Annotated in this window: 22 protein-coding genes, 1 tRNA gene and 2 pseudogenes; 12 read left to right on the forward strand and 13 right to left on the reverse strand. The window is 69.1% G+C overall.

Features of this window, described 5'->3' with window-relative positions:
* Positions 1-76 precede the first annotated feature (76 nt).
* Together VXC91_RS17455 and VXC91_RS17460 are read right to left on the reverse strand one after the other, a co-directional pair.
* Positions 77-3,460, reverse strand: a complete 3,384-nt coding sequence (locus VXC91_RS17455) for an NACHT domain-containing protein (protein WP_329508181.1) — start codon at positions 3,458-3,460, stop codon at positions 77-79.
* A gap of 13 nt (positions 3,461-3,473) precedes the next feature.
* On the reverse strand, positions 3,474-3,809 hold the full coding sequence (locus tag VXC91_RS17460) for a trypco2 family protein (protein ID WP_329508182.1): 336 nt from the start codon (positions 3,807-3,809) through the stop codon (positions 3,474-3,476).
* Positions 3,810-3,915: 106 nt separating this feature from the next.
* On the opposite strand from VXC91_RS17460, the gene VXC91_RS17465 reads away from it, so the two are divergent.
* Positions 3,916-4,083, forward strand: a complete 168-nt coding sequence (locus VXC91_RS17465) for a hypothetical protein (RefSeq protein WP_329508183.1) — start codon at positions 3,916-3,918, stop codon at positions 4,081-4,083.
* Positions 4,084-4,284: 201 nt separating this feature from the next.
* On the opposite strand, the pseudogene VXC91_RS17470 reads toward VXC91_RS17465, so the two are convergent.
* Positions 4,285-4,957: pseudogene (locus VXC91_RS17470) on the reverse strand (tyrosine-type recombinase/integrase); the annotation flags it as partial.
* Between the two features lie 442 nt (positions 4,958-5,399).
* Here VXC91_RS17470 and VXC91_RS17475 point away from each other — a divergent pair.
* Positions 5,400-5,753, forward strand: coding sequence for a hypothetical protein (locus VXC91_RS17475; protein ID WP_329508184.1), 354 nt, complete (start codon positions 5,400-5,402; stop codon positions 5,751-5,753).
* Between the two features lie 56 nt (positions 5,754-5,809).
* Here the strand turns inward: VXC91_RS17475 and VXC91_RS17480 are convergent, their stop codons facing one another.
* Both VXC91_RS17480 and VXC91_RS17485 read right to left on the reverse strand, forming a co-directional pair.
* Positions 5,810-5,995, reverse strand: coding sequence for a hypothetical protein (locus VXC91_RS17480; RefSeq protein WP_329508185.1), 186 nt, complete (start codon positions 5,993-5,995; stop codon positions 5,810-5,812).
* Between the two features lie 713 nt (positions 5,996-6,708).
* Complete coding sequence (locus tag VXC91_RS17485; protein ID WP_329508186.1) at positions 6,709-9,024, reverse strand: peptidoglycan recognition protein family protein; 2,316 nt, start codon at positions 9,022-9,024, stop codon at positions 6,709-6,711.
* 504 nt (positions 9,025-9,528) lie between these two features.
* On the opposite strand from VXC91_RS17485, the gene VXC91_RS17490 reads away from it, so the two are divergent.
* Positions 9,529-10,725 carry a protein kinase domain-containing protein gene (locus VXC91_RS17490; RefSeq protein WP_329508187.1) on the forward strand — a complete coding sequence of 399 codons (1,197 nt, stop codon included), beginning with the start codon at positions 9,529-9,531 and terminating at the stop codon, positions 10,723-10,725.
* Positions 10,726-11,080: 355 nt separating this feature from the next.
* On the opposite strand, the gene VXC91_RS17495 is transcribed toward VXC91_RS17490, so the two are convergent.
* From VXC91_RS17495 to phoU, 3 genes are all read right to left on the reverse strand, one after another.
* Positions 11,081-11,332 (reverse strand): SCO4226 family nickel-binding protein, encoded by a 252-nt coding sequence (locus VXC91_RS17495; RefSeq protein WP_329508188.1) that lies wholly within the window; start codon positions 11,330-11,332, stop codon positions 11,081-11,083.
* Positions 11,333-11,495: 163 nt separating this feature from the next.
* Positions 11,496-11,648: a hypothetical protein gene (locus tag VXC91_RS17500; RefSeq protein ID WP_329508189.1), complete on the reverse strand. Its 153-nt coding sequence runs from the start codon at positions 11,646-11,648 to the stop codon at positions 11,496-11,498.
* Between the two features lie 180 nt (positions 11,649-11,828).
* A complete protein-coding gene (phoU, locus tag VXC91_RS17505) occupies positions 11,829-12,518 on the reverse strand; it encodes a phosphate signaling complex protein PhoU (protein ID WP_329508190.1) in 690 nt (229 codons plus the stop codon).
* 241 nt (positions 12,519-12,759) lie between these two features.
* Between phoU and VXC91_RS17510 the strand changes: the two genes are divergently transcribed.
* Together VXC91_RS17510 and VXC91_RS17515 are read left to right on the forward strand one after the other, a co-directional pair.
* Positions 12,760-14,028: a sensor histidine kinase gene (locus VXC91_RS17510; protein ID WP_329508191.1), complete on the forward strand. Its 1,269-nt coding sequence runs from the start codon at positions 12,760-12,762 to the stop codon at positions 14,026-14,028.
* Positions 14,025-14,705, forward strand: coding sequence for a response regulator transcription factor (locus tag VXC91_RS17515; protein ID WP_009340348.1), 681 nt, complete (start codon positions 14,025-14,027; stop codon positions 14,703-14,705). The genes VXC91_RS17510 and VXC91_RS17515 overlap by 4 nt, the downstream gene beginning before the upstream one ends.
* Positions 14,706-14,925: 220 nt before the next feature.
* Here VXC91_RS17515 and VXC91_RS17520 read toward each other — a convergent pair whose 3' ends face one another.
* Positions 14,926-15,591, reverse strand: a complete 666-nt coding sequence (locus tag VXC91_RS17520) for a copper chaperone PCu(A)C (protein WP_329508192.1) — start codon at positions 15,589-15,591, stop codon at positions 14,926-14,928.
* Between the two features lie 632 nt (positions 15,592-16,223).
* Between VXC91_RS17520 and VXC91_RS17525 the strand changes: the two genes are divergently transcribed.
* From VXC91_RS17525 to VXC91_RS17550, 6 genes are all read left to right on the forward strand, one after another.
* Positions 16,224-16,706 (forward strand): CarD family transcriptional regulator, encoded by a 483-nt coding sequence (locus VXC91_RS17525; RefSeq protein ID WP_003953493.1) that lies wholly within the window; start codon positions 16,224-16,226, stop codon positions 16,704-16,706.
* A gap of 348 nt (positions 16,707-17,054) precedes the next feature.
* Complete coding sequence (gene ispD / locus VXC91_RS17530; RefSeq protein WP_329508193.1) at positions 17,055-17,843, forward strand: 2-C-methyl-D-erythritol 4-phosphate cytidylyltransferase; 789 nt, start codon at positions 17,055-17,057, stop codon at positions 17,841-17,843.
* Positions 17,833-18,327: a 2-C-methyl-D-erythritol 2,4-cyclodiphosphate synthase gene (gene ispF / locus VXC91_RS17535; protein WP_329508194.1), complete on the forward strand. Its 495-nt coding sequence runs from the start codon at positions 17,833-17,835 to the stop codon at positions 18,325-18,327. Before ispD ends, ispF begins: the two co-directional genes overlap by 11 nt.
* A 275-nt stretch (positions 18,328-18,602) precedes the next feature.
* Positions 18,603-20,003, forward strand: coding sequence for a cysteine--tRNA ligase (cysS, locus tag VXC91_RS17540; protein ID WP_329508195.1), 1,401 nt, complete (start codon positions 18,603-18,605; stop codon positions 20,001-20,003).
* 96 nt (positions 20,004-20,099) lie between these two features.
* The gene (rlmB, locus tag VXC91_RS17545) at positions 20,100-21,041 is read left to right on the forward strand and encodes a 23S rRNA (guanosine(2251)-2'-O)-methyltransferase RlmB (RefSeq protein ID WP_329508196.1); all 942 of its coding nucleotides are present in this window, start codon (positions 20,100-20,102) and stop codon (positions 21,039-21,041) included.
* Between the two features lie 137 nt (positions 21,042-21,178).
* Positions 21,179-22,870 carry a DoxX family protein gene (locus VXC91_RS17550; RefSeq protein WP_329508197.1) on the forward strand — a complete coding sequence of 564 codons (1,692 nt, stop codon included), beginning with the start codon at positions 21,179-21,181 and terminating at the stop codon, positions 22,868-22,870.
* 88 nt (positions 22,871-22,958) lie between these two features.
* Here the strand turns inward: VXC91_RS17550 and VXC91_RS17555 are convergent, their stop codons facing one another.
* From VXC91_RS17555 to VXC91_RS17565, 3 genes are all read right to left on the reverse strand, one after another.
* A complete protein-coding gene (locus VXC91_RS17555) occupies positions 22,959-23,690 on the reverse strand; it encodes a nucleotidyltransferase family protein (RefSeq protein ID WP_329508198.1) in 732 nt (243 codons plus the stop codon).
* Positions 23,691-23,741: 51 nt separating this feature from the next.
* Positions 23,742-24,188: a hypothetical protein gene (locus tag VXC91_RS17560; RefSeq protein ID WP_329508199.1), complete on the reverse strand. Its 447-nt coding sequence runs from the start codon at positions 24,186-24,188 to the stop codon at positions 23,742-23,744.
* Between the two features lie 233 nt (positions 24,189-24,421).
* Positions 24,422-25,558: an ABC transporter ATP-binding protein gene (locus tag VXC91_RS17565; RefSeq protein ID WP_329508200.1), complete on the reverse strand. Its 1,137-nt coding sequence runs from the start codon at positions 25,556-25,558 to the stop codon at positions 24,422-24,424.
* Between the two features lie 225 nt (positions 25,559-25,783).
* Between VXC91_RS17565 and VXC91_RS17570 the strand changes: the two genes are divergently transcribed.
* Positions 25,784-25,857: transfer RNA gene (locus VXC91_RS17570), tRNA-Thr, on the forward strand.
* 81 nt (positions 25,858-25,938) lie between these two features.
* Here the strand turns inward: VXC91_RS17570 and VXC91_RS17575 are convergent.
* Positions 25,939-26,067, reverse strand: a pseudogene (locus tag VXC91_RS17575) (site-specific integrase); the annotation flags it as partial.

A 26,067-nucleotide genomic window follows, 5' to 3' on the forward strand; every position in this document is an offset into this window, starting at 1 on the left:
TGGACCAGCCGACCACCCGTCGGCTGAAGCAGCCGATTGCGGTCGGCTCACTGTGACGAGTCCTCCCGGGCCACGGTCAGCGGAACCGTCGAAAGCCGAAGAAGGACTTCGCCGTGGGGGGTAGGCGCCGCGGACTCCCTCCTTCGCAGATAATCACTTTGCTCCCCTTCGGCAGGACCTTTTCGCCGGTCAGGCGTAGCTTCCCAGACAGGTTGATCGTGACGGAGGAGGCGGGAACGGACCGCAGAGCCGACACATCCACGTCCAGAGTCGCGAAGGAGCGCTGGTCCATCTGGATACTCAGTGTCCCGAGACCGGGAAACAGAGCCAGGAGTTCACCAAAATCCATGCGCTTTTGAACTTCCGCCCTCAGGTGCAGTCTCTGGATTTGCGGCAGTGCTGGAAGGCGAAGTTCCGCAAGGTGGGATATGTCAGCGAGGGCAATGTCAAGCTCGTTGAGCTCGGGCAGCACCACCAGTTTTTTCAACTCCTCCACCGCGAAGGGAGAATCGGCACCGGCAGACAGCTGAAGCTTCGTGAGACGCCGCCAGCGTCGTATGCCGTCAAGTGATGGCGCCCGCAGAGTCGACGGGCCCAGGGCAAGGCTCCGCAGCCCTGAAGGCAAGGGCAGGCTCGCCAGGCTCCCCCAAGGCCGACGGCTGTTGATGGAGAGCGATACCAGGCCCTCCAGTCCGGCAAGTGGGCTCATGTCGGGCCCTACCGGCATCATTTCCAGCTGCAGATGTTCGACGTTCGAGTCGGAGATGCCCGAGTAGTCCTTGAGGCTGCCGCAGTCAACGAGTCCCAGTGAGCGCAGGCGTGGCGCGCAAGCATTCAGAAAACCGAGATTTCGGAAGGAGTCATTGCTCACCAATCGCAATTCGGTGGGTTCCGTCGCGAGCAACCCGGCCACCATGAGCTCCTCCGAGAAGGAGCCGTTCATCTCCAGGGCCCTTACTCGCCCCACCCTGTCGAGTGCGGAGAGTTGGGCTTCCGTACCCACCGTGAGCTGTGCATCGGCCAATTCCATCACGGACAGAATCTCATCAGCGAACCGCTGGTCGTCGAACGCACTCCAGGCGTCGACCACCCTTTTCCGTACGCGGGCGTCCGGATGGTCCCGGAATCGCCGCAGTATCTGGAAGGCATGCTCGCCACCGATCCGCGCGGCTGTCTCGGCGGTGGCGGCAGCTTCCCCGTCGTCGAGTTGGTCCGGCCCCGGAAGGAGATCCAGCACGAACGGGCCCGCACTGGCCAGCCTGTCGACCATCTCGGAATCCCGTGGAGGGACCAGCTTGGTCGCCCGCTCCTCCACCTTGCGCCGCACCGGCGGCGCGAGCATTGTGGCGTGTTCCAGACTGGCGGCGGCAAGAAGGTGCAGCCGAGTACAGATCTCGTCGTCCTGCGCGGCGTCTCCGCGCTCGAGCAGGCCGCCGATCAGGGTGGCCCGTTCCTCGGGGCGGCCGTGGCCCACGGCCATCCGGACCACGTCCTCCCACTGGGGGTCGGCGGCGTGTTCCACGATCTGCGGAAGGTCCTGGGCCTCGACCGCCGCCTTCGCTCCGAGGTAGTCCTGGAAAGTGCGGTGGACAAAGTCGATGGTCTGCGGAGTGGGTTCACGCAGCAGGCCGCTACGGCGCAGGAGGTGGCGCAGCACATCCCGGGCCCGTTCGGGCGGGGCCACACCAGGCATGGCGGGCAGCAGCCGCTCGATCAGCCTGACCACCTTGTCCTGCTCCGCCTCGGTCTGGCCGTTGCGGATCAACCACCAGGCGAACTCCTGGAGGAGTTGGCGCTGTGCATCCTCCGGGATGTCGAAGCCCTCCGGGGCGCCCACATCTCGTTCCTTGTCGCGGCGGACGAGCAACATAGTGAGCGCCGCACTGTACAACTCCATTCTGCTTTCCGGCAGATAGGTGCGGCGGTCGCGGTGCAACGCGCAGATCATCGCGCACATCAGCGGGTTGGTGGCGAGACGGGCCAGATCTCGCTTGCGCCGCAGGGTGTCCAGCAGGCGCTCAGCGTACCGGTCCCGTTCCGGTTCGGCCTCGGCACCCTCGAATGCCGCCCGGTGCCAGCGTCCCACAAATGCCTCGACATCCTGCTGGTTCATAGGCAGCAGATTCAGCTCGGTGAAGTCCCGGCGCGCCAGCCAGCCCTCGCTCACAGCGGTGGGGCGGGTGGTGATGACGCAGTTGCAGTCCGGATAGGCGGCGAGCAGCCCGGTGAGCCATTGCTGCGTTCGTTCGCGGTCGCGTTCGGGGATCTCGTCCACGCCGTCGATGAGGAGCAGCGCACGGCCGTCGCGCATCACCTGCTCCGCCCAGTCGGGCGGCGGGGTAAGTGGTGTCCCGGTGGCAGCCAGGAAGTCCCCGGGACGGGGCAGTTCGCCGCGTCTGATCAGGGTGCGGAGCGGCAGGACGAACGGCACACTGTCGTCGAGATGGCCGAGGCGGTAACTGAAGTCGTCCCGGGCCGCGGTGATGGCCAGCCACTGGATCAGGGTGGTCTTCCCGGATCCGGCCAGACCACGGAGCAGTATCCGGCGCTTTCCGGACAGGGCGGCCTCGACGCGCTGACGGCCGCTGGAGGCCTCATGTCTGGGGGCGGCTTCCAGGAAGTCGGCACGGTCCTGACTGCTCTGGTGGGACAGCTCCAGGCTCAGGTAGGCGGTGTCGAGTGGCCATTGCGCACGGGCACTCCTGCTGAAGTCGAGCCCGAAGATACGGAGTTCGCCATAGTTCTGCTCAACATACGAACCGTACTCGGATTCGAAGCCGGTGCGCGGGGCGCGTTTCCGTCCCGCGTCTTCCAAGATGGGCAGCTCCCCGAGGTGTTCCAGGTACGCGTCGTAGAACCCCGCGACGATGTGAATCGCGGTTGCCGGGACCGCCATGAGACGACTGTGCTGCCAACCGCCGGGGTCGGTGGTCACCACGCCCACCAGCAGCTCTCCGTCGAAGAGAGCTGCCCCGGACATCCCCGCCCACGGTGAGGTGCCGTCCTGAGGCGGTGCCGGCGGAGTGTGGTCGAGGTCGACCACATAGCCGCCCCGCACCATGCTCGACCCCGGCTTGAGCGTTCCGATCAGCTGTTCGCTGTCGAGCTGCCCTGACCCAGCGCGCTGGACAGCCGGGAAGCCGATCGTCTGGCAGTTGGGACGCGGGCGCAGGTCGCTGGTCTGACCCCAGCGGACCGGCGCCCAGTCGACTGCGGCTTCGGGCCCGACCAGGTCATCGGCGGCCAGCAGCAATGCCACGTCGCAGTCCTCGTGAGTACCCTCCCAGACGAGCCGACAGGTGATCTCTCCACGGCCGCCGGGCACGATGGCATGAATACCGTCCTGGCCGACGACGACATGGGCGGCGGTGAGGACCAGCCGTGGACCGAGGAGGTATCCGCTGCCCTGGCGAGAGGGACCCAGGACGGCAGCGATGCGCTCCTTGCGGGGGCCGGACATGGGCGTCGACCGCCTACTCGGTACGGCCGAAGGCCGAGGTATCGGCGGGGGCGTCGTTGCCGACCTCCCAACCGCCGCTCGTTTGCGTGTTCTTGGGCCGGAGAGTGAAGCTGACCCTGTGGGCGCGGGCCGTGGACAGGCCGGCGTCGGCATCGGCCGAGATCACCCACGCCCGCACGCCGGATTTCAAGCGCGCGTCGCGGCGCAGTTCGACCGTGAACTCAAGGTTGATGTCTCCCACCTCAAAACGCAGGTCACGACCAGTCCCGCGCGCCGCAGCGGTGAGCAGTTCATCGCGTACGGCCTGGATGGCGTCCGCCAGCTCGATCCCGGTGAAGTTGTCACTCACTTGGTCAAGGCTATTCCAACGCGTGTGGTTGCGCCACGAGTTCGCGCCCGGGAGCATAAGCGGTGACAGCGGCTTCCCGATGGCTGCCATCAACAGGAGACCGGCGGTGACCAGCCTGGACGCTCTGCTGCCGGTCGCCGAGGCGGCCACCGCGCCGACATGCGGTGTGGGGAGGCGATTCCTCCCCGGCGTGAACCCCGGATTCCGCAGGAGTCCGGTCACCTGGCTAGAGGTCATGACAGGCCCCCGGCTGGGCCCACTGTGGGCCCTCTGAGGTCGACTGATGACGACCAACAACGGCCAACAACGACCGCCCGGCCGCAGATCAGTTGCGGTGCGCGACGCTCTGACCAGGGCCGAAAAACGGGCCCGCCAGACCCAGGGCAAGAAGAAGTAGGTTGTGTGATCATGCCTCTGAGCTGCGCATACGGCGCGGAGCGGGGGCGTTTTCACGACCTGGGCCCACTGCGGGCCCTCAGTGCCCCGGGTCCTGCGGCCGGAGTGCCAGGCCGAGAGCCTTCCGGGCCCGGTCGCGGCTGCTCGGCATGAGGTGCGCGTACACCTTCAGCGTCAGCCCCGGGTCGGAGTGCCGCAGGTACTCGGCGAGGGCCTTGATGCTCTCCCCGGCGTCCAGCAGAACGGACGCGTAGAAATGCCGCAGGGCGTGCATGCGCTGTTCACGTGCGGCGCTGTGCTCGCGACTCTTCGCCCTTGGGATGACGCCAACCTTGGCGAGCGCGGGCTTCCAATGGTCTTCGTTCAGCGATGTACTAGACGTGACTACCGTTGGGCCCACTGAAGATCAGATGCTTGGTCACAGGCCGGCCGCCCGCTCGCATCCACGGCAACGTGACCTTGACGGGCGGGAACCGCTCGATGTGCTCCTTGAGCGCCTCTGCCACGGGATCGGGCAGAGGAACGTCACGGAGCTTGCCTCCCTTGGGCGGGGCGAACACGGGTTTGCTCCGGCTCAGCTCGAGCTGCTGGACGACGTGCAGCGTGTCTGACTCGAAGTCGATCGCGTCGACAGCGGCACCCGGGATCTCGCCCTGTCGGAGGCCGCAGCCGCCGCCGAGGTCGACCATGGTCTGATGCCGCTCCGGCGTGGCGGCCTGGACGGCAAAGACGCGTTCCGGTGTCCATGGAAGGGAGCTCCCTTCTTCCCACGAACCTGCAAACCCTCCCCCGGAGGATGGGCACCATGACCCCGCCCGGGGTCACTTCCAACAGCACACCGCACGTCAGGAGCGGCACGAGGGAAGGGAGACAGTTTCGAAACCGACACCCCTGTGAAGAGACGCACCGGTTCACCTCTTAACTTGGTAACGAATTGCGCAGACACTGACGGCCGAGGACTGTGGCGGCACCCGAATCGCACCCCTTCATTCAGTCCGGAAAAGCGCCCTGACGCGTGAACATATGGGTAAGTGCCTGCATAGGCGGCCATATTTGAGGCATCTCGGACGGCGGTGTAACACCGCAGTGCATGCGGAACGCAGAAGCAGGGAGAAGCGGGGTGCAGACCCGGCTGAATTTCGGCGCCCCGGCGCGAGCGTGCAGACATGGCACTACGTCAGATCGGATTTCCCTGTGAGCAACATCGACCCGACTCCCGGATACCGGGCATACAACGAGCCCCCGGGCCCGGACCGCGCCGTGCGCCGTCAGGCCACCACACGGCGTACGGCCATCACCATCTGCACGATCGCCGACACCGCGGCGGGCCTGCTGGGCCTGTGGATCCTGCTGTTCCTGCTCGACGCGAACCGCGCGAATGTGTTCGTCGAATTCGTGCGAGGCACGGCGGACTGGCTGACCTGGTGGTCACAGGACATCTTCACGATGGACACAGAGATCCTACGCGTTGTCCTTAATTATGGCCTGCCGGCCGTCATCTATTTGCTGATCGGTCACGGGATCGCTGCCCGGCTCAACCGAGCCTGACAGTGGACCGGCCTCTTTGTTGATCGCAATCAAACTGGGCCAACATGACACACATTTCAACTGAAAGCGATCACCTGCCGATCTATGAGGGCCTGATACGAGAACGCGGTGATGTCGTCGCCGAAGCTCAACTCGCCGCGCAACACACTCAGCACCATGCAGCGGAATTGCTGAGCGGACGGGATGCGGGTCAGCAAGCTCGTCGCCGGTACGACGGCACCGGAGCCGCAGCGGCTGGTCACCCGGAGTGGCGCGGGTCGCCGCCGTAGGCGAACTCGGGCGGGTACGTCCGCGTGTCCCGTCCTCACCCACGGACGAGGCCGTGGCAGGCCCACTAGCCATCCTTCGATCGGCCCGGTGAACTGTCCAGGCGTCGAGGAACGTGTGCGCGTCGCACCGCCCCGCCCGGTCGGACCGGCTCCGGCCCCGTTGGGTCTGCCGAACGGCACGAAAGAGACGGTTGCCAAAGTTCTTGCACATCTCACACAGGCCGGCGAAAAGGGAGCTGGTGATCGCAGGGCTGAATGGCAGTGAAATTACCCCGCTGGCCGAGATGACCAGGCTGCTCCGGAAAGGCCGGGCAAGAAGAAGCGGGTTGTGTGATCATGCCTCCTACCTGCGCATACGGCGCGGGCGGGAGGCATTTTCATGCGCTGGAACCTCTCTGGAACCCACCTACCACGGCAGCCGCACATCCTGGCTGACACCTGGCCGACACAAGGGGGTGAGCCGCTGACGAGTGCGAGCCGGCCGAAGCGCGGAGTCTTTGAAGTGGTACGACGAACTGGTGCGCCTCACCGACAGCCCGGTGGCCCGCCTCAACCGGGCCGTCGCGTCGCCGTTGGTCCGCGCATGCCGCAACGGCCATGCCCCCTACCCGCGGAATCTCCGCCGGTAGGGGGCATGGTGCCGTGCCGGGACCACGGCCGCGGTTCGGATCGCCGCGGCTCAGGGCCTACTTGATGTAGATCAGGCCATCGGTGGTGATGGTCGGACGGCCGCTGGTGCCGACCACGACGATCTTGATGGTGTGCTTGGCACTGGTGGACCAGGACCTGTACCAGATCGCCTGCCGGTACAGGGTGGCCGAGGACTTCAGGTCGACGGTGGCTGCCTTGACGCCGTCGACGTAGACGTAGGCCTGGCCGGAGCTGCTGGCACGGGAGACCACCCAGGAGACGGAGCGACCCGTGAAGGTCCAGGTGAGGCTGGCGTTCTTCGAGGCACTGGAGTACGACTTGCCGCCGAGGTAGCTGGTGGAGGAGCGGGTGGTCCAGCTGCCGGACCTCGTGGCGGAGCTCTCCTGCAGGATCATCGGGGTGAAGGCGGCGGACGACGTACGGGAGTTGCCGGCGTAGTCGTAGGCGCCCATCGACCAGGTCGTGGCGACGCCGGACTTGGCGGTGCTACTGGCGCTGGTGGTCGTCGCGCCGTAGGTGGCCGCGGTCGGGGCCAGCAGCTTCACATTGCGCAGGGCCTTGTCGTCGGTTGCCTTCCAGCCGAGGGTGACCGGAACAGCAGTGGTGTTGACGGTCCCGGAGCGCAGGGTGAGCTTCGGGGCGGTGGTGAAGGTCGGCGCGGTCGTCTCCGCCATGACGTTCAGCGAGGCGGTGGTGGCCGTCTTGCCGGACTGGTGGACGGCCCGCACGGCGACGGTGTGGCTGCCCAGGGCCACGGTGGTGCCGGCGGAGGTGGCGGTGCCGGAGGTGGTGGCGGCCGTCTTGCCGTCCACCAGCAGCTGGAAGTTCTTGATGAGCGAGGAGGGCGTGGTGGCCGTCCAGTGCACCGTGATGGCGCCCTTGGTGTAGTACGTCGAGCCCGAGAGGCCCGCGCCGTCGACCGTGGTGGTCTTCAGGCCCTGCACCGGTCCGGCCGCCCAGGCCCGGATGGTCGGCACCTGGGCGTAGAGGGACCCGCCGGGGCACACGGTGTTGAAGCCGTCGCGGTGGGCGGAGATCCGGTTGAAGGTGTACGAGGTGCCCGCGGTGAAGCTCTTGCCGAAGTAGTTCGTCTGGGTGGCGCCCGCCTTGAGACTCACGGTCGAGGCGGGATCGACACCGTACTGCCCCAGCTTCCAGGCCGCGATGCGGGCGACCGAGGACAGCGCGGCGTTGGAGGCGCCGGCGGTGGTGTAGTCACCGAGGACCGCGATGCCCGCGGACTCCCTGTTCCAGCCGTAGGTGTGGGCGCCGAGCACCGGCTGGTCGACACCGCCCTTGCGGCCCTCGAAGATCGTGCCGCACTTGTCGACCAGGAAGTTGTAGCCGATGTCGTTCCAGGCGTCCTCATTCGGCTTGGGGCTCGTGTGGTACACGTAGATACCGCGCACCAGTGCCGCCGACTGGTCGCACGTGTAGGCGCCATCGTCCGTGTGGTGGACGAACACGGCCTTCACATCGGCGTTGTACTCCGACGGGTCCGGGCTGCGCGACTCGTCGGCGCCCCAGCCGGCACGGGAGACGATCGGCGGTCGCGGCACCGTGGACGGCCGCGCCGGTGGCGTGGTCGGCGCACTGGCCGACGGGCTCGCGGACGTACTCGCCGAGGGCGATCCCGCGGAGTCGCTCGGAGATGCCGATGTGCTGTCCGTCGGCGCGGCGCTGGTGCTGTCGCTCGGAGACGCCGATGTGCTGTCCGTCGGCGCGGCGCTGGTGCTGTCGGTCGGGGAGACGGAGTCGGTGGGCGACGCGCTCGTCTCGCTGACGGTACCCGCCACGTACGCGGCCGGCTCGGCCTTTGTCTCGGCCTCCGTCACCACACCGGGATCGACGAGCCTGACCGTGAGCCCCTTGGGCAGGTCGGAGCTGGTGGTGCCGTTCTTGCGGACGATCTGCACCTGCACGCCGTCGGAGGGGCCGACCCACATCGGCTCGGACTCGCTGGGCGAGGCGGCTCGTTCCGCTGAGTCGCCCAACGGGTCGGTGTTCAGGTCAAGGTCGTGCCAGGCGCTCCACTCGCCGGTCTTCACGCTACGGGCGCGCACCTGAGCCGTACCGTTGAGCCGGTTGTGACCGGTCCAGTCGACACCGAGCAGCGAGAACTCCTTGGTGTCCGTTTGCGGCAGCTCCGCCTTGCCGCTCCCGGCCCCCTTCAGCGTCAGGTCAAAGACCTTCGGCGGACGTTTTGCCTGGCCTTCGGCGTGATCGCCGGACGGGCTGGCGACGGCGTACGTCACCACGCCGCCGCCGCCCAGAACGACGGCACCCAGCGTCAGCCAGGCGCGCCGTTTGAGACTCAGCGGTCTGTATGCATGCGAAGTACGACGACTCACGAAGTATCCACCCCTAGAAGGCCGTCAAAGGCCACAGACAAAGGTCACGTGGGGCACACCCGTCACAGGGGCAACCCGTTCTTTCAGCGCGCCCCGGCCCGGGAACATCACGGGAAAACAGGTCGCAGTGACGTAGATCACTGCGACGGCCGGGGTGGCCGGGGTTTGGGGCGGGTACGACGGAGCGGTTCGGGCAGGTGACGGTCCGGCAGGCCCGCGCGCTGCGGCGTCCGGTGCGGGAGTGACGCCTCGGCGCTCCGGTGCGCTGTAGGAGTGCACCCGTCGGCACCGGCAACGCTCGTCCCGCCTGTACAGGGTGTTCACGCGCCGGTCAGGCGGAGGCGATCCCGTCGCTCGCCTGTCCTGGCGAGCCCGTCGCCGGGGCGGCGTGTCGTCGACCCGCCGGCACCGGTGGCGTGAGCCCGTGGCGGCTCACAACGTGATGAACCGTGAGAGACGGCGTCACAGTGGTCGAGTGTTGTCGGACGTCGGGTGGGGGCGCGGGTGCTGCTGGAGGACCGCTATCAGCTGGAGGAACCGCTGGGACGCGGCGCGATGGGCGAGGTGTGGCGGGCCGCCGACCACGTTCTCAACCGCACCGTTGCGGTCAAGGTCCTGCGCGGCGACGACGCCGCGGCCCTCGAGCGGTTCCGGATGGAGGCGCAGACGGCAGGCAGCCTGAGCCACCCCAACGTGGTGGGGGTGTACGACTTCGGCTCCCATCAAGGCCGGCCCTACCTGGTCATGGAGCTCGTCGACGGCTGGAACCTTTCCCAGGAGCGCTCCGTGTACGGGGTGCTGGCCCCGCGTGAGGCGGCCGGCATCGCGGCCCAGATGGCAGCCGGACTGGCCGCCGCTCACCGTCAGGGTGTGATCCACCGGGACGTCAAGCCCGCCAACGTCATGCTCACCACCGAGCGGACCGTGAAGCTCACCGACTTCGGCATCGCCCGCTTCGCCGATGCCACCGCCGGCACCATCACCGCCACCGGCAAGATCGTCGGCAGCGCCGCCTACCTCGCCCCCGAGCGCGCCCTCGGCGACTCGGCCCAGCCCGCCTCCGATGTCTACTCGCTCGGCTGCGTCCTGTACGAACTGCTCACCGGCCGTCCCCCCTTCCGCGGCACCACCTCGCTGGCCGTGGTGCAGCAGCATGTCGACTCCCAGCCGCCACCGCCCACGCACCTGCGTCCCGACATACCGCCGCCGCTGGCCGACTACGTCATGCACCTGCTTGCCAAGGACGCGGCGGACCGTCCTACCGCCGACCAGGCGGCCGCCTGGCTCCAGGCCTGGCAGCAGTCGCGGGATCCGGCGGAACCGGAACCGGACCACCCGGGCACTGCGGCTCTTACGGCCGCCCTGCCGACCGCTACGGAACCCGGGACGGCCGAGCGTGGCACACGTGCACCACGACGCGGGCGCCGCAAGCCGCCGTCGAAAGCCGTGCTGGGCACCGTAGGCGTCGCCCTCTTCGCCGGAGCCGTCGCGCTCGGCGCCACCTGGAACGGGGACTCCGGCCATGGCGCCCCTACCTCACCGGTCTCCTCGACGCCGTCGGCGTCCGTCGAGCCGCCCACGACGGAGCCTTCCCCCATCGCCACGGGCGTGCCGGAGGACGACCAGGGCGGCAAGGACGGCCGTGACGGCAAGGGCCGGCACGGAGGGAGGAAGGGCAAGGACGGGGGATCCGACGGCTGAGCGGCCGCCGGGCGTGGATACGTCGTACAGAAGTTGTGGCCGAGCAAGGCGTTGAGCCGCACAGTTGTGTTGATCTCGCGACAGTGGCCGAACACCCGTGACACGCGATGCCCGCGGTGCGCTGGAGGAAGTGACCCCGGGCGGGGTCACGCCGCCTGCTCTCCGGGGGGAGGTACGCGGGCGGCATCGCGCAGGGGCAGGCCCGTCCACCTCCCGTGAAGGGCCTGCCTCTGCTCGTGTCGTCGGCGCAGGTCACCGAGGTCGGTGACGGGACCGGCACAGGAAGAAGCAGGCTCTGGCACCTTCCGGCCTCCCACCCGCGGACCGCCGTGGGCAGGAGGCCTCTCGGTGCGGGTCACCAGATGGACAGCGGGACCGGGTGTACTTCGTCGGGTTTGTGGCCGGCGCGTTCGTGGACACGGCGGACCGCTTCGGCCGAGGGGGCCTCCGAAAGGCAGTACACCGTGCCGGACTCGGGGTCCGCCCAGGCCCGTTCGAAGTGCACGCCCTCCTCTTTCTCCAGGGCGAGGTCGGCCCGGTGCACCTGCTTCAGCTGGTCGTCCGTGATGCCTTTCATGCCGTGGTGGACGTCCATGAACTGAGTCATCGCCTCGCACCTCCTTCCGGGTCCGCTCGCTGCTCTGCCTCCCATGCTGCGCCCGTCCGACGGCGCCTGCTACGGACGCGAGGGGCCTCGGCGCAGCACCGGGGCCCCTCTTCGTCCTGCTCGATGTTCGGTTGTGCCGCGAGATCGTCCGTGCCGCCCGGCCTCAGCCGCACTGGCACGGCGCGCCGGACTGGCACCCGCACCCGCAGCCTGAGCCGCAGCCGCACGCTCCGACCAGCGGGAGGCTCTTGATCTCGACGGGCTGTTGGGTGTCGCGCTCCTGCGTGGGGTCCGGCGTGCTGGGGGTCTCGGCCATGGGTCCCTCCTCGAGACTGGTGCCTGTGCTCATTTCATGCCCCCGCCGACAGGCGCATCAACGGCGCACAGGGGCTTGTGCACAAACCGGCCGGGCCCCTTCAAGCCCCCCGGGGGAGGGTGTCGGTCCGGAAATCCGACGCCGAGCGCGGACCGCCGGCCCCTCCCCGTCGGGCCGCGGTCAGGCGCCCTCGACGCCCGTCACCGGCTGTATGTCCGGCTGGAGTTCGTCCGCGTGCTCGCCCGTCACCAGGTAGACCACGCGCTTCGCCACCGCCACCGCGTGGTCGGCGTAGCGCTCGTAGTAGCGGCCCAGGAGGGTGACGTCCACAGCCGTCTCTATGCCGTGCTGCCAGCGGTCGTCGATCAGGTGCTGGAAGAGGGTGCGGTGCAGGAGATCCATCTCGTCGTCGTCCTGCTCCAGCTGCATCGCCAGGTCGACGTCCTTGCTGACGATCACCTCGGCGGCCTTGGCCATCAGGCGCTGGGCGAGCTGGCCCATCTCCAGAATGGTCGCGTACAGGTCCTGCGGGACGGCGCGCGCGGGGAAGCGCAGCCGGGCCAGCTTCGCGACGTGCTGCGCCAGGTCGCCCGAGCGCTCCAGGTCGGCGCTCATCCGCAGCGACGTGACGACGATGCGCAGATCCGTCGCCACCGGCTGCTGACGGGCGAGCAGGGCTATCGCGCGCGCCTCCAGGTCGTGCTGGAGTTCGTCGACCTTCTTGTCGCCCTCGATGACGGCTTCCGCCAGCTTCAGGTCGCCGTCGAGGATCGCCGTCGTGGCGCGTCCGATCGCCGACCCGACGAGCCGGGCCATGTCGACCAGACCCTCACCGATCGAGTCAAGTTCCTCGTGGTACGCGTCCCGCATCAGGGTGTCCCTCTCTTACGTCTCTTCGGGGGCCGGGGGCCCGGGCCCGTCATCACCATGGTGAACACGGCCGACACGGCGCCCTACGCACCCCACGCTCTCACGTTCTGGTCCGTACGCGACCGTTTCAGTCATCTCAAATGAATCGACACTGGCTCCAAGGTGAACTCTGGGCGACGAGTATCCGAGGTCGCACTCGGATGGCTGTGGTCCGGTGTCCTGACATGCCTAACCTGGGTGCATGGACGTGAACGCGGCGGTCGCCGCAGCGGCAGCGATCGCCGGGGTGCTCACCGGCGTGATCGCCATGCTGGCGTTCCGCTGGAGCGAGCGCGACCAGAAACGCCCCACCCGCACTTCCCTGCACACCGACCCCGTGCTTCCGCCGGGCGTGGACACGGTGCTGTCCGTGCTGCGCTCCTCGGCGGTGGTGCTGGACGAGGCCGACGCCGTGGTGAAGGCCAGCTCTGCAGCCTACGCCCTAGGACTCGTCAGGGGCGGCAAGCTCGCCGTCGCGCCGATGTTGCAGATGGCACGTGACACCAGACGGGACGGCGAGATACGCCAGGTCGAGCTGGACCTGCCGCGCCGCGGCACCGGACGGGGCGAGGCCCTGGCGGTGTCGGCGCGCGTGGCGCCCCTCGGCTCGCGGCTGGTGTTGCTGCTGGTCGAGGACCTCACCGAGGCCCGCCGGATAGAGGCGGTGCGCCGCGACTTCGTCGCCAACGTCAGTCATGAGCTGAAGACGCCTGTCGGTGCTCTGTCGCTGCTCTCCGAGGCCGTGATGGACGCCTCCGACGACCCCGAGGCCGTGGAGCGCTTCGCGGGCCGGATGCAGATCGAGGCGACGAGGCTGACCAACCTCGTGCAGGAGCTCATCGACCTCTCGCGGGTCCAGAACGACGACCCCCTCGAGGACGCCGAGTCCGTGCGCGTCGACGAACTGGTCGCCGAGGCCATCGACCGTTGCCGCCACCAGGCCGGCACCAAGCAGATCACCATGGCCGCCGGTGGCACCGCCGATCTGCATGTGTGGGGCAACCGCGGCCAGCTGGCCGCCGCTCTCGGTAACCTCGTCGAGAACGCCGTCAACTACTCGCCCGCTCGCACCCGCGTCGGCATCGCCGGGCGCAGGGTGTCGGCGTCGGGCGGGGACCTGATCGAGGTGTCCGTGACCGACCAGGGCATCGGCATCTCCGACAAGGACAAGGAGCGCATCTTCGAGCGCTTCTACCGCGTCGACCCGGCTCGCTCCCGTGCCACGGGCGGCACGGGACTGGGTCTCGCGATCGTCAAGCACGTGGCCGCCTCGCACGGCGGGGAGGTCACGGTGTGGAGTTCCGAGGGTCAGGGCTCCACTTTCACCCTGCGGCTGCCGGAGGCGGGTGCGGCCCGTGACCGTGCGACCGACCACCCGTCCGGCCTCGATGAAGAGGACGGCCGGCCCGACGGGACGACCACCGTCTCATCCCCGTACGAACCGCTTCCCGCCCCGGAGGTCCTTCCGTGACCCGAGTACTCGTCGTCGAGGACGAGGAGTCCTTCAGCGACGCCTTGTCCTACATGCTCCGCAAGGAGGGCTTCGAGGTCGCCATCGCGACCACCGGGCCCGACGGTCTCGACGAGTTCGAGCGCAATGGCGCCGACCTCGTCCTGCTCGACCTGATGCTGCCCGGTCTGCCCGGCACGGAGGTCTGCCGCCAGCTGCGTGGCCGCTCCAATGTCCCAGTGATCATGGTGACCGCCAAGGACAGCGAGATCGACAAGGTTGTCGGCCTGGAGATAGGGGCCGACGACTACGTCACCAAGCCGTTCTCCTCGCGTGAGCTGGTCGCCCGCATCCGGGCCGTCCTGCGTCGCCGCGGGGAGCCCGAGGAGGTCACGCCGGCCGCCCTGGAGGCCGGCCCGGTCCGCATGGACGTCGACCGCCACGTGGTCACGGTCTCCGGCTCCAAGGTCGACCTGCCGCTGAAGGAGTTCGACCTCCTGGAGATGCTGCTGCGCAACGCGGGCCGCGTCCTGACGCGTATGCAGCTCATCGACCGCGTCTGGGGCGCCGACTACGTGGGCGACACCAAGACCCTCGATGTCCACGTCAAGCGCCTGCGCGCGAAGATCGAGCCGGATCCGGGTGCCCCGCGCTACCTGGTGACGGTCCGCGGCCTCGGCTACAAGTTCGAGCCGTGAGCCGACAAGGGCACGCCGGCCGTGAACGGCCCATGAGCGGGGCTTGAACGGCACCGGCGCGCACGGCACGACCAAGGGCGGCACCCCCTGGAGGGGTACCGCCCTTCGTGCGTACCGGGGACGCGGCGTCGGGTCACCTCGCCGCCGTGGCGCGCCGCTGCGCGAGCATGACGGTGCGGTGCGGTGAGCGATCACCCGGTGCCGGCGCCCCGGCTCGGTGTCACTGCTCGGACGAGCTCGACTCGGTCGCCGTCCCGCTCCCCGGCTCCTCTCCGGCGGGCGTGCCGGACGCGCCCGAGGCAGGCGAACCCGTGACCGACTCCGTCGGCGTCGTGCCCTCGGTCGGCGTGGCGGAGGCGGTCGGCACCGAGGGGATGTTGCTCGGCCCCCACTTGGTGAAGTAGCTCTCGGCCGGGACGACGAACGCCCGCAGGCTGACGTCGCCGGTCTTGCTGAACTTGAAGGTGATCTTCTGCGCGTTGCCGTTCTGCATAGCGGCGCCCATGTTGTTCAGGGTGGCCGCGGCGTTGCCCTTGCCGCCGATGATGACGGAGCTGCCGGCCGGGACGGTCACGCTGCCGCCGCCCTGGGCCGGCGAGAGCTCGGCGGTGCCGTCGCCCTCCACGCTGATCGAGTCCAGCGTCTGGGGGGTGCTGCCGCTGTTGAAGATGGTTGCCGAGACCACGGCCGGGCCGGTGGCCTTCGGGTCGGGCTGGGTGATGACGAGCGCGTTCTGGATCTTGATGTCTCCGACGCTGGTCGCCGCGTTGTCGGGCTTGATGTCGAGCGTCTGGGCGTTGTTGCCGGCGCCGCACGCGGCGAGCGAGGCGATCGAGAACGCGATGGCGGCGGCGGCGAGGGCGCCGCGTCGAAGGCTGCTGCTCACGGCGGCGGCAACTCCTTGAACGTGGGCGGAGCAGGGCGACTCCCTGATAAAGCCGCCCTAAGTGTCTGTCAGCGGCCTTAGGTTACCGAGCCGTTCCATGGCCGCCGCACCCGACCCGCCCCAAGGTGTGCGGGGCATCCTCGCCGTGCTCGTTGATGAGGCCCCCGTCACACTGATCCCAAGCGCCGCAACAGCCTCTTTGACCTCACGTTGTCCAGTATTCACATAAGCGTCTCCAGCCCCGGCTCGGGGTTTTACCGCAAGGAATGCACAGCGGTACCGAAAATGGATCAACGGATCAACAACAGGGATCACCGTGCGCCGTGATCAATTCCGGATTCGTCTTGTACCCACCTCGAGGCACCGAACGGAGTAGCGGAAGTCGATCGCTTGAGGGAGGACAAAAAGGGGCATCCTGGACCTAGTCAGAGGACTCCGATGTGTGTAACGTGCGCGTTTCCCTTCGCCCGCAGAGCCGCTCCGACCTGCGAATACCCCCTTCAGTCGCCCCCTCGAAGCACGTTCCTGTTGTGGTTGTCAAGCCCCGAGATATGCCCTGACCTGCGAAAACGCCATTCAGAAGACGCGGTTTCCGTGTTACCCTGGATAGCCACGGAAGGGGTACCTGTCACATGACGTTCAAGGTTGGCGACACCGTGGTCTATCCCCATCACGGGGCCGCGCTGATCGAGGCCATCGAAACTCGCCAGATCAAAGGCGTGGACAAGACCTACTTGGTGCTGAAGGTCGCCCAGGGCGACCTGACGGTGCGTGTGCCAGCGGACAATGCGGAGTTCGTCGGCGTGCGTGATGTGGTCGGTCAGGACGGGCTGGACCGGGTCTTCGAGGTGCTGCGCGCGCCGTACGCCGAGGAGCCCACGAACTGGTCGCGTCGATACAAGGCAAACCTGGAGAAGCTCGCCTCCGGCGACGTCATCAAGGTGGCGGAGGTCGTCCGCGATCTGTGGCGCCGCGAGCGCGAGCGTGGACTGTCCGCGGGTGAGAAGCGGATGCTCGCCAAGGCCCGGCAGATCCTGGTGAGCGAACTCGCCCTCGCGGAGAACACGAACGAGGACAAGGCCGAGGCTCTGCTCGACGAGGTCCTCGCGTCCTGACGCCCATCCCGCCCCCCTCGCTCCCCGACCGGGAGCGCGACGGACGGAGCAACGCGCAGCACGTTTGCACATGCCGCGGTGCCCGATGACGCAATAGCTGTCGCCGGGCGCTGCGGCATGTTCGTACCCGGACGCCACGACGTAAGGCCTTGCCGAAAGGTGGAGCCCCGCCCGAATTCCGTACGCCGACGGGACACCCCTCGGACACGGGAAACCCCCGATACTTGGCGTGCCGGGCCCGGGCAGTCGGCTCGACCAGAGGTCACGGAAGGGTCCGGTCAAGGCGTCGCGCCCGGCACGCTGTGGCCATACCCATCCCGGCCGAGCACACAAACCTGACAGGAACCGATGTCTGACGATTCGCGCCCTTCGCTCACCGGAGCTCTCCCGGAAACTCCCGACTCCGCCCGAGCAGGGACCCCCATCGCGGCCGTGATTCCGGCCGCAGGCCGAGGTGTACGCCTCGGCCCGGGCGCCCCCAAAGCGCTACGCACGCTGAACGGCACGCCCATGCTCATCCATGCGGTGCGCGCGATGGCCGCGTCCCGTGCCGTCTCCCTCGTGATCGTCGTGGCCCCGCCGGACGGTGCCGCGGAGGTCAAGTCGCTGCTCGACGCGCACGCGCTGCCCGAGAGGACCGATTTCCTGGTCGTGCCGGGCGGGGAGACGCGCCAGGAATCCGTGAAGCTGGGCCTCGACGCGCTGCCGCCGGAGTACGAGATCGTCCTGGTGCACGACGCGGCCCGCCCGCTCGTCCCGGTGGACACGGTGGACGCGGTGATCGAGGCGGTGCGGGAGGGTGCGCCGGCCGTCGTACCGGCCCTGCCGCTCGCGGACACGGTCAAGGAGGTCGAGCCTGCCGCCGCGCCCGACGAGCCGGAACCCGTCGTCGCCACACCGGACCGTGCCCGGCTGCGGGCTGTGCAGACCCCGCAGGGCTTCGACCGCGCGACGCTGATCCGGGCCCACGAGACAGTGACGGACAACGTCACGGACGACGCGAGCATGGTGGAACAGCTCGGGCTGCATGTCGTGGTCGTCCCCGGCCACGAGGAGGCCTTCAAGGTCACACGGCCCCTGGACCTGGTGCTGGCCGAGGCGGTCCTGGCACGCAGGAGGCTGACGGATGGCTTCTGAGGCGCCGTTGCTGCCCCGGGTGGGCATCGGGACCGACATCCACGCCTTCGAGGAGGGGCGGGAGCTGTGGTGCGCGGGCCTGAAGTGGGAGGACGAGGGACCGGGACTCGCAGGCCACTCCGACGCCGACGTGGTCGCGCACGCCGCGTGCAACGCGCTGTTCTCCGCGGCCGGGCTGGGAGATCTGGGGCAGCACTTCGGCACCGGGCGGCCCGAGTGGTCCGGGGCGTCCGGGGTCACGCTGCTGACGGAGGCCGCGCGGATCGTCCGCGAGGCGGGCTTCACCATCGGCAACATCGCCGTCCAGGTCGTCGGCCCCCGTCCGAAGATCGGAAAGCGCCGCGACGAGGCACAGAAGATCCTCTCGGACGCGGTGGGCGCGCCGGTCTCCGTGTCCGGCGCGACGACGGACGGTCTCGGCTTCCCCGGGCGTGACGAGGGACTGATGGCGATCGCCACCGCGCTCGTGGCGCGGGTGAACTGAGGGCGCACAAGGACACCCGGGGCGTCACCGACGGCCGAGGTCCCGGAGGTGACCTCGGTGCGGCCGCCGTACCGCCCGGCCGGCTCGGGCCCCTCCTCGCACCCCGCCGGAAGGAGAACCTGGACCGCGACCCCGGGCGGGCGTCGTGGTCCAGGACCCTGCGTCGCCGTACGAGTGGGCGGACGGCGGGATGCAGGCGAACCGCTTGTCACGAATGCGTGCTCCTCGACCACAAGGGGCGTGAGGCACTCCTTCCGGCCCACTACCCTGGACTCGTGACGATTCGCCTGTACGACACCAGCGCCCGGCAGATCCGTGATTTCACCCCGCTCAAGCCGGGTTGCGTCTCGATCTACCTGTGTGGCGCCACCGTGCAGGCCCCGCCACACATCGGGCACGTCCGCTCGGGCCTCAACTTCGACATCATGCGCCGCTGGTTCGCGTACCGCGGCTTCGACGTGACCTTCATCCGCAATGTCACGGACATCGACGACAAGATCATCAGGAAGGCCCACGAGCAGGACCGCCCGTGGTGGGCCATCGGGTACGAGAACGAGCGCGCGTTCAACGAGGCGTACCGCGCGCTCGGTTGCCTGCCGCCCACCTACGAACCCCGCGCCACCGGCCATGTGACCGAGATGGTCGAGATGATGCGCGGCCTCGTCGAGCGCGGGCACGCCTACGAGGCGGACGGCAACGTCTACTTCGACGTGCGCTCCCTGCCGAGCTACCTGTCGCTGTCGAAGCAGGACCTCGACGACCTGCGCCAGCCCTCGGAGGAGGGCGAGACCGGCAAGCGCGACCCGCGCGACTTCGCCATGTGGAAGGCGGCGAAGCCGGGGGAGCCGACCTGGGAGACGCCGTGGGGACGCGGCCGCCCGGGCTGGCACCTGGAGTGCTCGGCGATGGCGCACAAGTACCTGGGGTCCGCCTTCGACATCCACGGCGGCGGCATCGACCTGATCTTCCCGCACCACGAGAACGAGATCGCCCAGGCCAAGGGCTTCGGTGACGCGTTCGCCCAGTACTGGCTGCACAACGCCTGGGTCACCATCGCCGGCGAGAAGATGGCCAAGTCCCTCGGCAACTCGGTGCTCGTCTCCGAGATGGTCAAGCGGTGGCGGCCCATCGTGCTGCGCTACTACCTCGGTACCCCGCACTACCGCTCGATGATCGAGTACAGCGAGGAGTCGCTGCGCGAGGCGGAGTCCGCGTTCGCCCGCATCGAAGGTTTCATGCAGCGGGTCGTCGAGAAGGCCGGAGGGGTCGTCGAGCCGGCCGACGAGGTGCCCCCCGCCTTCGCCGAGGCGATGGACGACGACCTGGGCGTGCCGCAGGCGCTCGCCGTGGTGCACACCACCGTCCGGCAGGGCAACAGCGCGCTGGCCGCCGACGACAAGGACGCCGCCGTGGCCCGGCTCGCGGAGGTGCGGGCCATGCTGGGCGTCCTGGGCCTCGACCCGCTCGATGCCGAGTGGGCCGGGGAGGGTGACCGCGGTGAGGACCTGCACGGTGCCGTCGACACCCTGGTGCGCATGGTCCTCGACCAGCGCGAGGCGGCCCGGGCCCGCAAGGACTGGGCCACCGCCGACGGCATCCGCGACCAGCTCAACCAGTCGGGGCTCGTCATCGAGGACAGCCCCCAGGGCCCGCGGTGGTCACTCGGCCCGCGCTGAGCCCACCGCCGGATCCGGTGATCGATTGTGCCGCCCGGCCCTCCGGGCGGCACACTTCATAGACGTACGTACGACGCTTCAACAGACGGGTAGGTCATGGCCGCGAACAACCGCCGCATGTCCGGCAAGAAGGGCGCGCAGGTCGGCAGCGGCGGCAAGCGGCGCCGCGGGCTGGAGGGCAAGGGCCCGACTCCGCCGGCCGAGATGCGCAAGGGGCACGCCAAGCAGCGTGCCGCCCAGGCGAAGACGCGCCGGGCGCAGGGGCGCCCGCAGCAGCGTCGCACGGGTGGGAAGTCCTCGTCCGAACTGGTCGTCGGGCGCAATCCGGTCGTCGAGGCACTGCGCGAGGGTGTGCCCGCCTCCACGCTCTACGTCCAGCAGTTCATCGACAACGACGAGCGTGTGCGCGAGGCGCTGCAGCTCGCGGCCGAGCGCGGCGGGATCAACCTCATGGAGGCTCCGCGCCCCGAGCTCGACCGGATGACCAACGGCCTCAACCACCAGGGGCTCGTCCTCCAGGTCCCGCCCTACGAGTACGCCCACCCCGCGGACCTCGCCGACGCCGCCTACGACGAGGGCGAGGACCCGCTGATCGTCGCCCTCGACGGGGTGACCGATCCGCGCAACCTGGGCGCCGTCGTCCGGTCCGTCTCCGCCTTCGGCGGGCACGGGGTCGTCGTGCCCGAGCGGCGTGCCGCCGGGATGACCGCCGGCGCCTGGAAGACCTCCGCGGGCGCGGCGGCCCGTACGCCCGTCGCGCGCGCCACCAACCTGACGCGTGCCCTGGAGGCGTACCAGAAGGCGGGCATCATGGTCGTCGGTCTGGCCGCCGACGGGGACGTCGAACTCGGCGAGCTGGAAGCTCTGGACGGGCCGGTCGTCATCGTCGTCGGCAGCGAGGGCAAGGGGCTTTCGCGACTGGTCGGCGAGACGTGCGACGTCCGGGTCCGGATCCCGATGCCGGGCGGCGCCGAGTCGCTCAACGCCGGTGTGGCGGCGGGCATCGTGCTGTACGAGGCGGCCCGCAGGCGGGGCTGACGCCGGGGCCGGGGGCCTGAACGGACGCTCGAACCCTCACTCGTACGGGGTCATTCGGTCGTACAGGGCACGCTTGACGGGGTCCGGACAGATCCACGCGGTCAAAGCAGTGTCCTAATCACACGTCACTCGGTTAGATGAGTGTGGAGACCAGAACGCCCCGCACACCCACGGGGGACCGATCGTCGGGATTCGACGACACTCCCGTGCTGAGCATGGTCAAGGTGCCGAGCGACCCGGCGCAGGTCATCGTCAATCACGCGAGCTTCCGCGTGCAGTTGGGCGCGTCCACGCGGCGCGCCCAGTTCCCACAGGTCGCCCGGTACTCGGGTATCGCCCAGAACGGCGTGCGTATGCCCGTCGTCGGTTCGGCGGGTGGAGAAGACGCCGCCGACGGCCGCCGTCGGCCCGTCGTCTGGAGCGGGAAGTCCGCACCCGACGACACCGGCGCCCATCGGCTGCTGCAGGCCGTGCGGAGCTCGAGTGTGCGCCACGGCAACGATGCGGCCGTCGACGCAGGCGCGACCCAGGTCATCCCGCGCATCGACGTCGAGGGCTTGTCGGGCGCCGACGGCTACGACGACGGCCGGACCCTCCAGGCCCCGGTCATCGGTGTCCCACGTGGCCACCGTCACGGCGAGACCCGGCTGCTGCCGCAGATGCGGAGCGTCGGCAGCGCGTACGACGAACCCGTCCATGCGGCACCCGGCTATGACCAACGCGCCCTCGACGAACCCGATCGCCCTGAATCCCCGTACGACGGTGCGGAGGGGGGCGGGGCCGAGCCGCGGACGCGGCGGCACGCCGGCGATCACGTGCGGCACGCCTACTATCCCGGCCGTCGTATGAACCTCGGGGTGGTTCTGCTGCCCCTGCGCATCTTCCTCGGCTCCATCTCGGTCTACTCGGGCATGGGCAAGCTCTGCGACCCCGTCTACTTCGACGGCAGGAAGCGGGGCTCCATGGTCACATGGCTCCACACACTGCATCCCTGGGAAGTCGCCGAGCCACTGCGGCAGTTCGCCCTGCATCACCCCGTCGGCACGGGGCTGGTCATCGCCTTCCTCCAGGTGATCGTGGGCGTGCTCACGGTCCTCGGTCTGTGGCAGCGGGTCGCGGCCGCGGTGGGGGCGATGCTCTCGGCCGCCCTGATCGTCACCGTGAGCTGGCATACGGTCCCCGCATACCACACGCCCGACATCATCTTCCTCGCCGCCTGGTCGCCGCTGATCATCGCGGGGGCGCCTGTGTACTCCGTGGACGGTCGCCTCGCGGGTGGCGCGTGGCGCAGGCTCGGGCCGCGGGCGGACATCTGGGAGCTGCGGCAGTACGTACTGCGCCGCGGGGCGCTCGTGACGGCGCTCGTGACCGGGGTGACGCTGCTGGTCGGATCGCTCCTCGGCGGGGCGGTGCGGGACGCGGACCGCGTGGTCGTACCAGGACCCGGCGAGGCACCGCGCAACGAACTGCCGGGTTCCCCGCTGCCCGAGACGCCGGGCGAGCAGCAGTACGAGCCGAGCCCCTCGGCCTCGCGCTCCCCGGCGTCGACGCAGGACACGACATCGTCTCCGTCCAGCCCGGCCAGGACGCCGGGCGCGACCGGTACCGTCCCGGGTGGCCGGCCGAGCCAGACCCAGGGCGCCGCGGGTCAGGCCCCGCCGCGTCACTCGGCGCCGGCACAGCAGGCCCCGAGTGCGAGCGCGGGCCCGTCGTCCTCGGGCGGCAGCGGCACCGGTGGCTCCTCGGGCGGAGCGAGCGGTGGCGGAGGCAGTGACGGAGGGGGCGGCTCCGGAGGCTCGGACCACCTGGTGGGCGGCCTGCTGGGGTAGCCCTGCACGTGGAAGGGCCCCGCACATCGGTGTGCGGGCCCTTCGTGCGAGGTGGGGCGCGGGCGGGGCGCGGCGCGCCGACGGAGCGTCAACGCCCCAGTGCCGCCAGCTCCTTCGCCGCCTCCGTGAGGTCCTTCGCGGTGTCGATGGCCCGCCAGTACGCGCCCTGGGGAATCGTGAAGCCGGCCAGACGGCGTTCCCGGGCCAGTCGGGGGAAGGTGGTGCGCTCGTGGTCGCCGCGCTCGGGGAGCATCCCGGCGAACTCGGCGGAGAAGACGTAGACGCCCGCGTTGATCTCGAACGTCGACGGCGGGGCCTCGATGAAGTCGGTGACGTGGCCGAAGCCGTCCGTCTTGACCGCGCCCCACGGGATGCGCGGACGCGCCAGGGCGAGGGTGGCGACGGCGTCGCGCTCGGTGTGGAAGTCCGCCATGTCGCGCAGCGAGAACCGGGTCCAGATGTCACCGTTCGTCGCGTACCACGGCTTGTCGGGGTGTGGAAGGTGCCCGGCGGCGTAGCGCAAGCCGCCACCGCGGCCGAGCGGCTCCGATTCGACGACCGTCGTGACGCGGACGGGCAGGTCCGCCGTGTCCAGCCACTTCTGCAGGACGTCGGCGAGATGGCCGCAGGAGATCACGACGTCCGTGACGCCCTCCTCGGCGAGCCAGGTGAGCTGGTGCCCGATGATCGGGGTTCCGGTACCCGGGATCTCCACCATCGGCTTCGGCCGGTCGTCGGTGTACGGGCGCAGCCGTGAGCCCTGGCCACCAGCCAGGATGACGGCTTGGACGGGGCGCACGGCGGCGTTCGGATCGGTCATGACCGAACTGTACGTCGCGCGCCCCGTCCTCACGTCGGGCGGTCGGCGGCCTCAGCTGTGCTGTGTGGCCACGCCCGAGGCGAAGGAGGTGTCGCAGACCGGGCGGGCGTAGGACTGGGCGCGCGAGGCGCCGTACACGCGGACGGCGGCGCGCCCCAGTGCGCGGGCGATGGCCACGCAGTGCTTCGCCAGCGAGGGGCGGTTGTTGACGGCCTGCTGGAGGTGGGTGAGCGCGGTGCCCGGGTCCTTCTCCTGGAGCTCCAGCAGCAGCCTGTCGCGCAGCACCTCCTGCGGCGCGCGGGATGAGGCGCGCGTCGAGACGTCTCCGGAGGCGGCGGCGAGCACCGAGTTGGAAGGGGCCCCCGACCAGTTGACGCGGGCGACCGCGAGGGTCCCGGAGAGCACCAGGACGACGGGCAGTACGAGGGCGAAAGTGCGCCCGATCCGGCGGGCGGGGCCACGGCCGCGCCGTGTCCGTGGAGTAGTGGTGTGCTTCACGCGAGTGAGGGTAGCGCGCGGTAGTGATTTGGCGACAATTTGTCACCGGTTCGGGGGATGAAGAAGCGACGATTTCGGGGTATGGGGTTGACGCAGCCAGGTGAAATGTCTCTTATGTTGGGGTATTTATCGACAACGAAGAGGGCCCCGCAGTCTGCTGCGGGGCCCTCTTTTTATGCCGGGGCATATGACCCGCTGGGGGCGGGTCGGGCCGGTCCGGCCGGCGGTCGAGCTCAGTCGGAGAGACGCTCGCCGGTCGAGGTCGAGAACACGTGCGTCTCGCCCGGGTGCGGCACGACGTGCAGCTTCGCGCCCTTCTCCGGCACGTGGCGGCCGCCGACGCGGACGACCAGGTCCTTGGTCTCGCCACCGACCTCGGCGGTGCCGTAGATGTAGCCGTCGGCGCCGAGCTCCTCGACGACGTTCACGGAGACGGCCAGGCCCGCCGGCGCGTCCTCGGTGTGCTTGGACAGCGACGAGGCGGCCTCGCCGTTGTGCTCCACCACGTCGAAGTGCTCGGGGCGGACGCCCACCGTGACCGTACGGTCACCCCTGTCGGAGGCGGCCTTCAGCGCCTCGCGGTTGACCGGCACCACGCTGTTGCCGAACTTCACACCGCCGTCGGTGATCGGGACCTCGACCAGGTTCATGGCCGGGGAGCCGATGAAGCCGGCGACGAAGAGGTTGGCCGGACGGTCGTACATGTTCCGCGGCGAGTCCACCTGCTGGAGGATGCCCTTGTCGAGCACGGCCACCCGGTCGCCCATCGTCATGGCCTCGACCTGGTCGTGGGTGACGTAGACGGTGGTGATGCCGAGGCGCCGCTGGAGCGAGGCGATCTGCGTACGGGTCGACACGCGGAGCTTGGCGTCCAGGTTGGACAGCGGCTCGTCCATGAGGAAGACCTGCGGCTCACGCACGATGGCGCGGCCCATGGCGACACGCTGACGCTGACCGCCGGAGAGCGCCTTCGGCTTGCGGTCGAGGTACTCGGTGAGGTCGAGGATCTTCGCGGCCTCCTCGACCTTTCTGCGGATCTCCGCCTTGTGCACGCCGGCGATCTTGAGCGCGAAGCCCATGTTGTCGGCGACGGACATGTGCGGGTACAGCGCGTAGTTCTGGAACACCATGGCGATGTCCCGGTCCTTCGGCGGCAGGTGCGTGACGTCGCGGTCGCCGATGTGGATGGTGCCGGCGTTCACGTCCTCGAGTCCCGCCAGCATGCGGAGCGAGGTGGACTTGCCGCAGCCCGACGGGCCGACCAGGACGAGGAACTCCCCGTCCTCGATCTGGATGTCGAGCGAGTCGACGGCGGGCTTCTCGGAACCCGGGTAGATCCGGGTCGCCTTGTCGAACGAGACAGTGGCCATGGTGAATGGGCCCCCTTCACCGGCAGGAACGTGCCGGACGATCCGTTGCAAAGGTGGTTGCCACTACGGGGTTCCGTCGTGGTGTAGTCCACAAGAGTGAACTGGATCTGGACCGTACCTGCCATTCACCTGCTCTGTCAGTACCCGGAGGACTGTGACCTTCGCGGAAATTTTCGACAGGGCCGGGCCGGGACCTGGGTACACTGCTCGGGCACGCATGCGCACGCCTCCTTAGCTCAGCTGGTCAGAGCGCCGCTCTTGTAAAGCGAAGGTCGTCGGTTCGAATCCGACAGGGGGCTCCCTTTCCCAGCAGTACCAACGCCCCGGACCATGATCGGTCCGGGGCGTTTGACATCCACGGGTGACATCAACGAGGACGGTCACTCACGGGCGAGGCGGCGCCTGAGCAGACGGTCCATGTGGCTGATGGCCTCACGCTGTGTGTCCGATGTCACGTGCGTGTAGACATCCATTGTGATGCTGATCTGGCTGTGACCGAGGATCTCCAT

This window comes from Streptomyces chiangmaiensis (assembly GCF_036281785.1).
GTDB classification, from domain to species: domain Bacteria; phylum Actinomycetota; class Actinomycetes; order Streptomycetales; family Streptomycetaceae; genus Streptomyces; species Streptomyces chiangmaiensis.

Bases quoted from the DNA above. Each gene is read 5' to 3' on its own strand.
- phoU (WP_329508190.1), bottom strand. From the start codon at position 12,518: ATGCGGGACGCGTACCACGAGGAACTTGACTCGATCGGTGAGGGTCTG.
- VXC91_RS17495 (WP_329508188.1), bottom strand. From the start codon at position 11,332: ATGACTCAGTTCATGGACGTCCACCACGGCATGAAAGGCATCACGGAC.
- VXC91_RS17510 (WP_329508191.1), top strand. From the start codon at position 12,760: ATGGACGTGAACGCGGCGGTCGCCGCAGCGGCAGCGATCGCCGGGGTG.
- VXC91_RS17455 (WP_329508181.1), bottom strand. From the start codon at position 3,460: ATGTCCGGCCCCCGCAAGGAGCGCATCGCTGCCGTCCTGGGTCCCTCT.
- VXC91_RS17565 (WP_329508200.1), bottom strand. From the start codon at position 25,558: ATGGCCACTGTCTCGTTCGACAAGGCGACCCGGATCTACCCGGGTTCC.
- VXC91_RS17500 (WP_329508189.1), bottom strand. From the start codon at position 11,648: ATGGCCGAGACCCCCAGCACGCCGGACCCCACGCAGGAGCGCGACACC.
- ispF (WP_329508194.1), top strand. From the start codon at position 17,833: ATGGCTTCTGAGGCGCCGTTGCTGCCCCGGGTGGGCATCGGGACCGAC.
- ispD (WP_329508193.1), top strand. From the start codon at position 17,055: ATGTCTGACGATTCGCGCCCTTCGCTCACCGGAGCTCTCCCGGAAACT.
- VXC91_RS17555 (WP_329508198.1), bottom strand. From the start codon at position 23,690: ATGACCGATCCGAACGCCGCCGTGCGCCCCGTCCAAGCCGTCATCCTG.
- VXC91_RS17525 (WP_003953493.1), top strand. From the start codon at position 16,224: ATGACGTTCAAGGTTGGCGACACCGTGGTCTATCCCCATCACGGGGCC.
- VXC91_RS17550 (WP_329508197.1), top strand. From the start codon at position 21,179: ATGAGTGTGGAGACCAGAACGCCCCGCACACCCACGGGGGACCGATCG.
- rlmB (WP_329508196.1), top strand. From the start codon at position 20,100: ATGGCCGCGAACAACCGCCGCATGTCCGGCAAGAAGGGCGCGCAGGTC.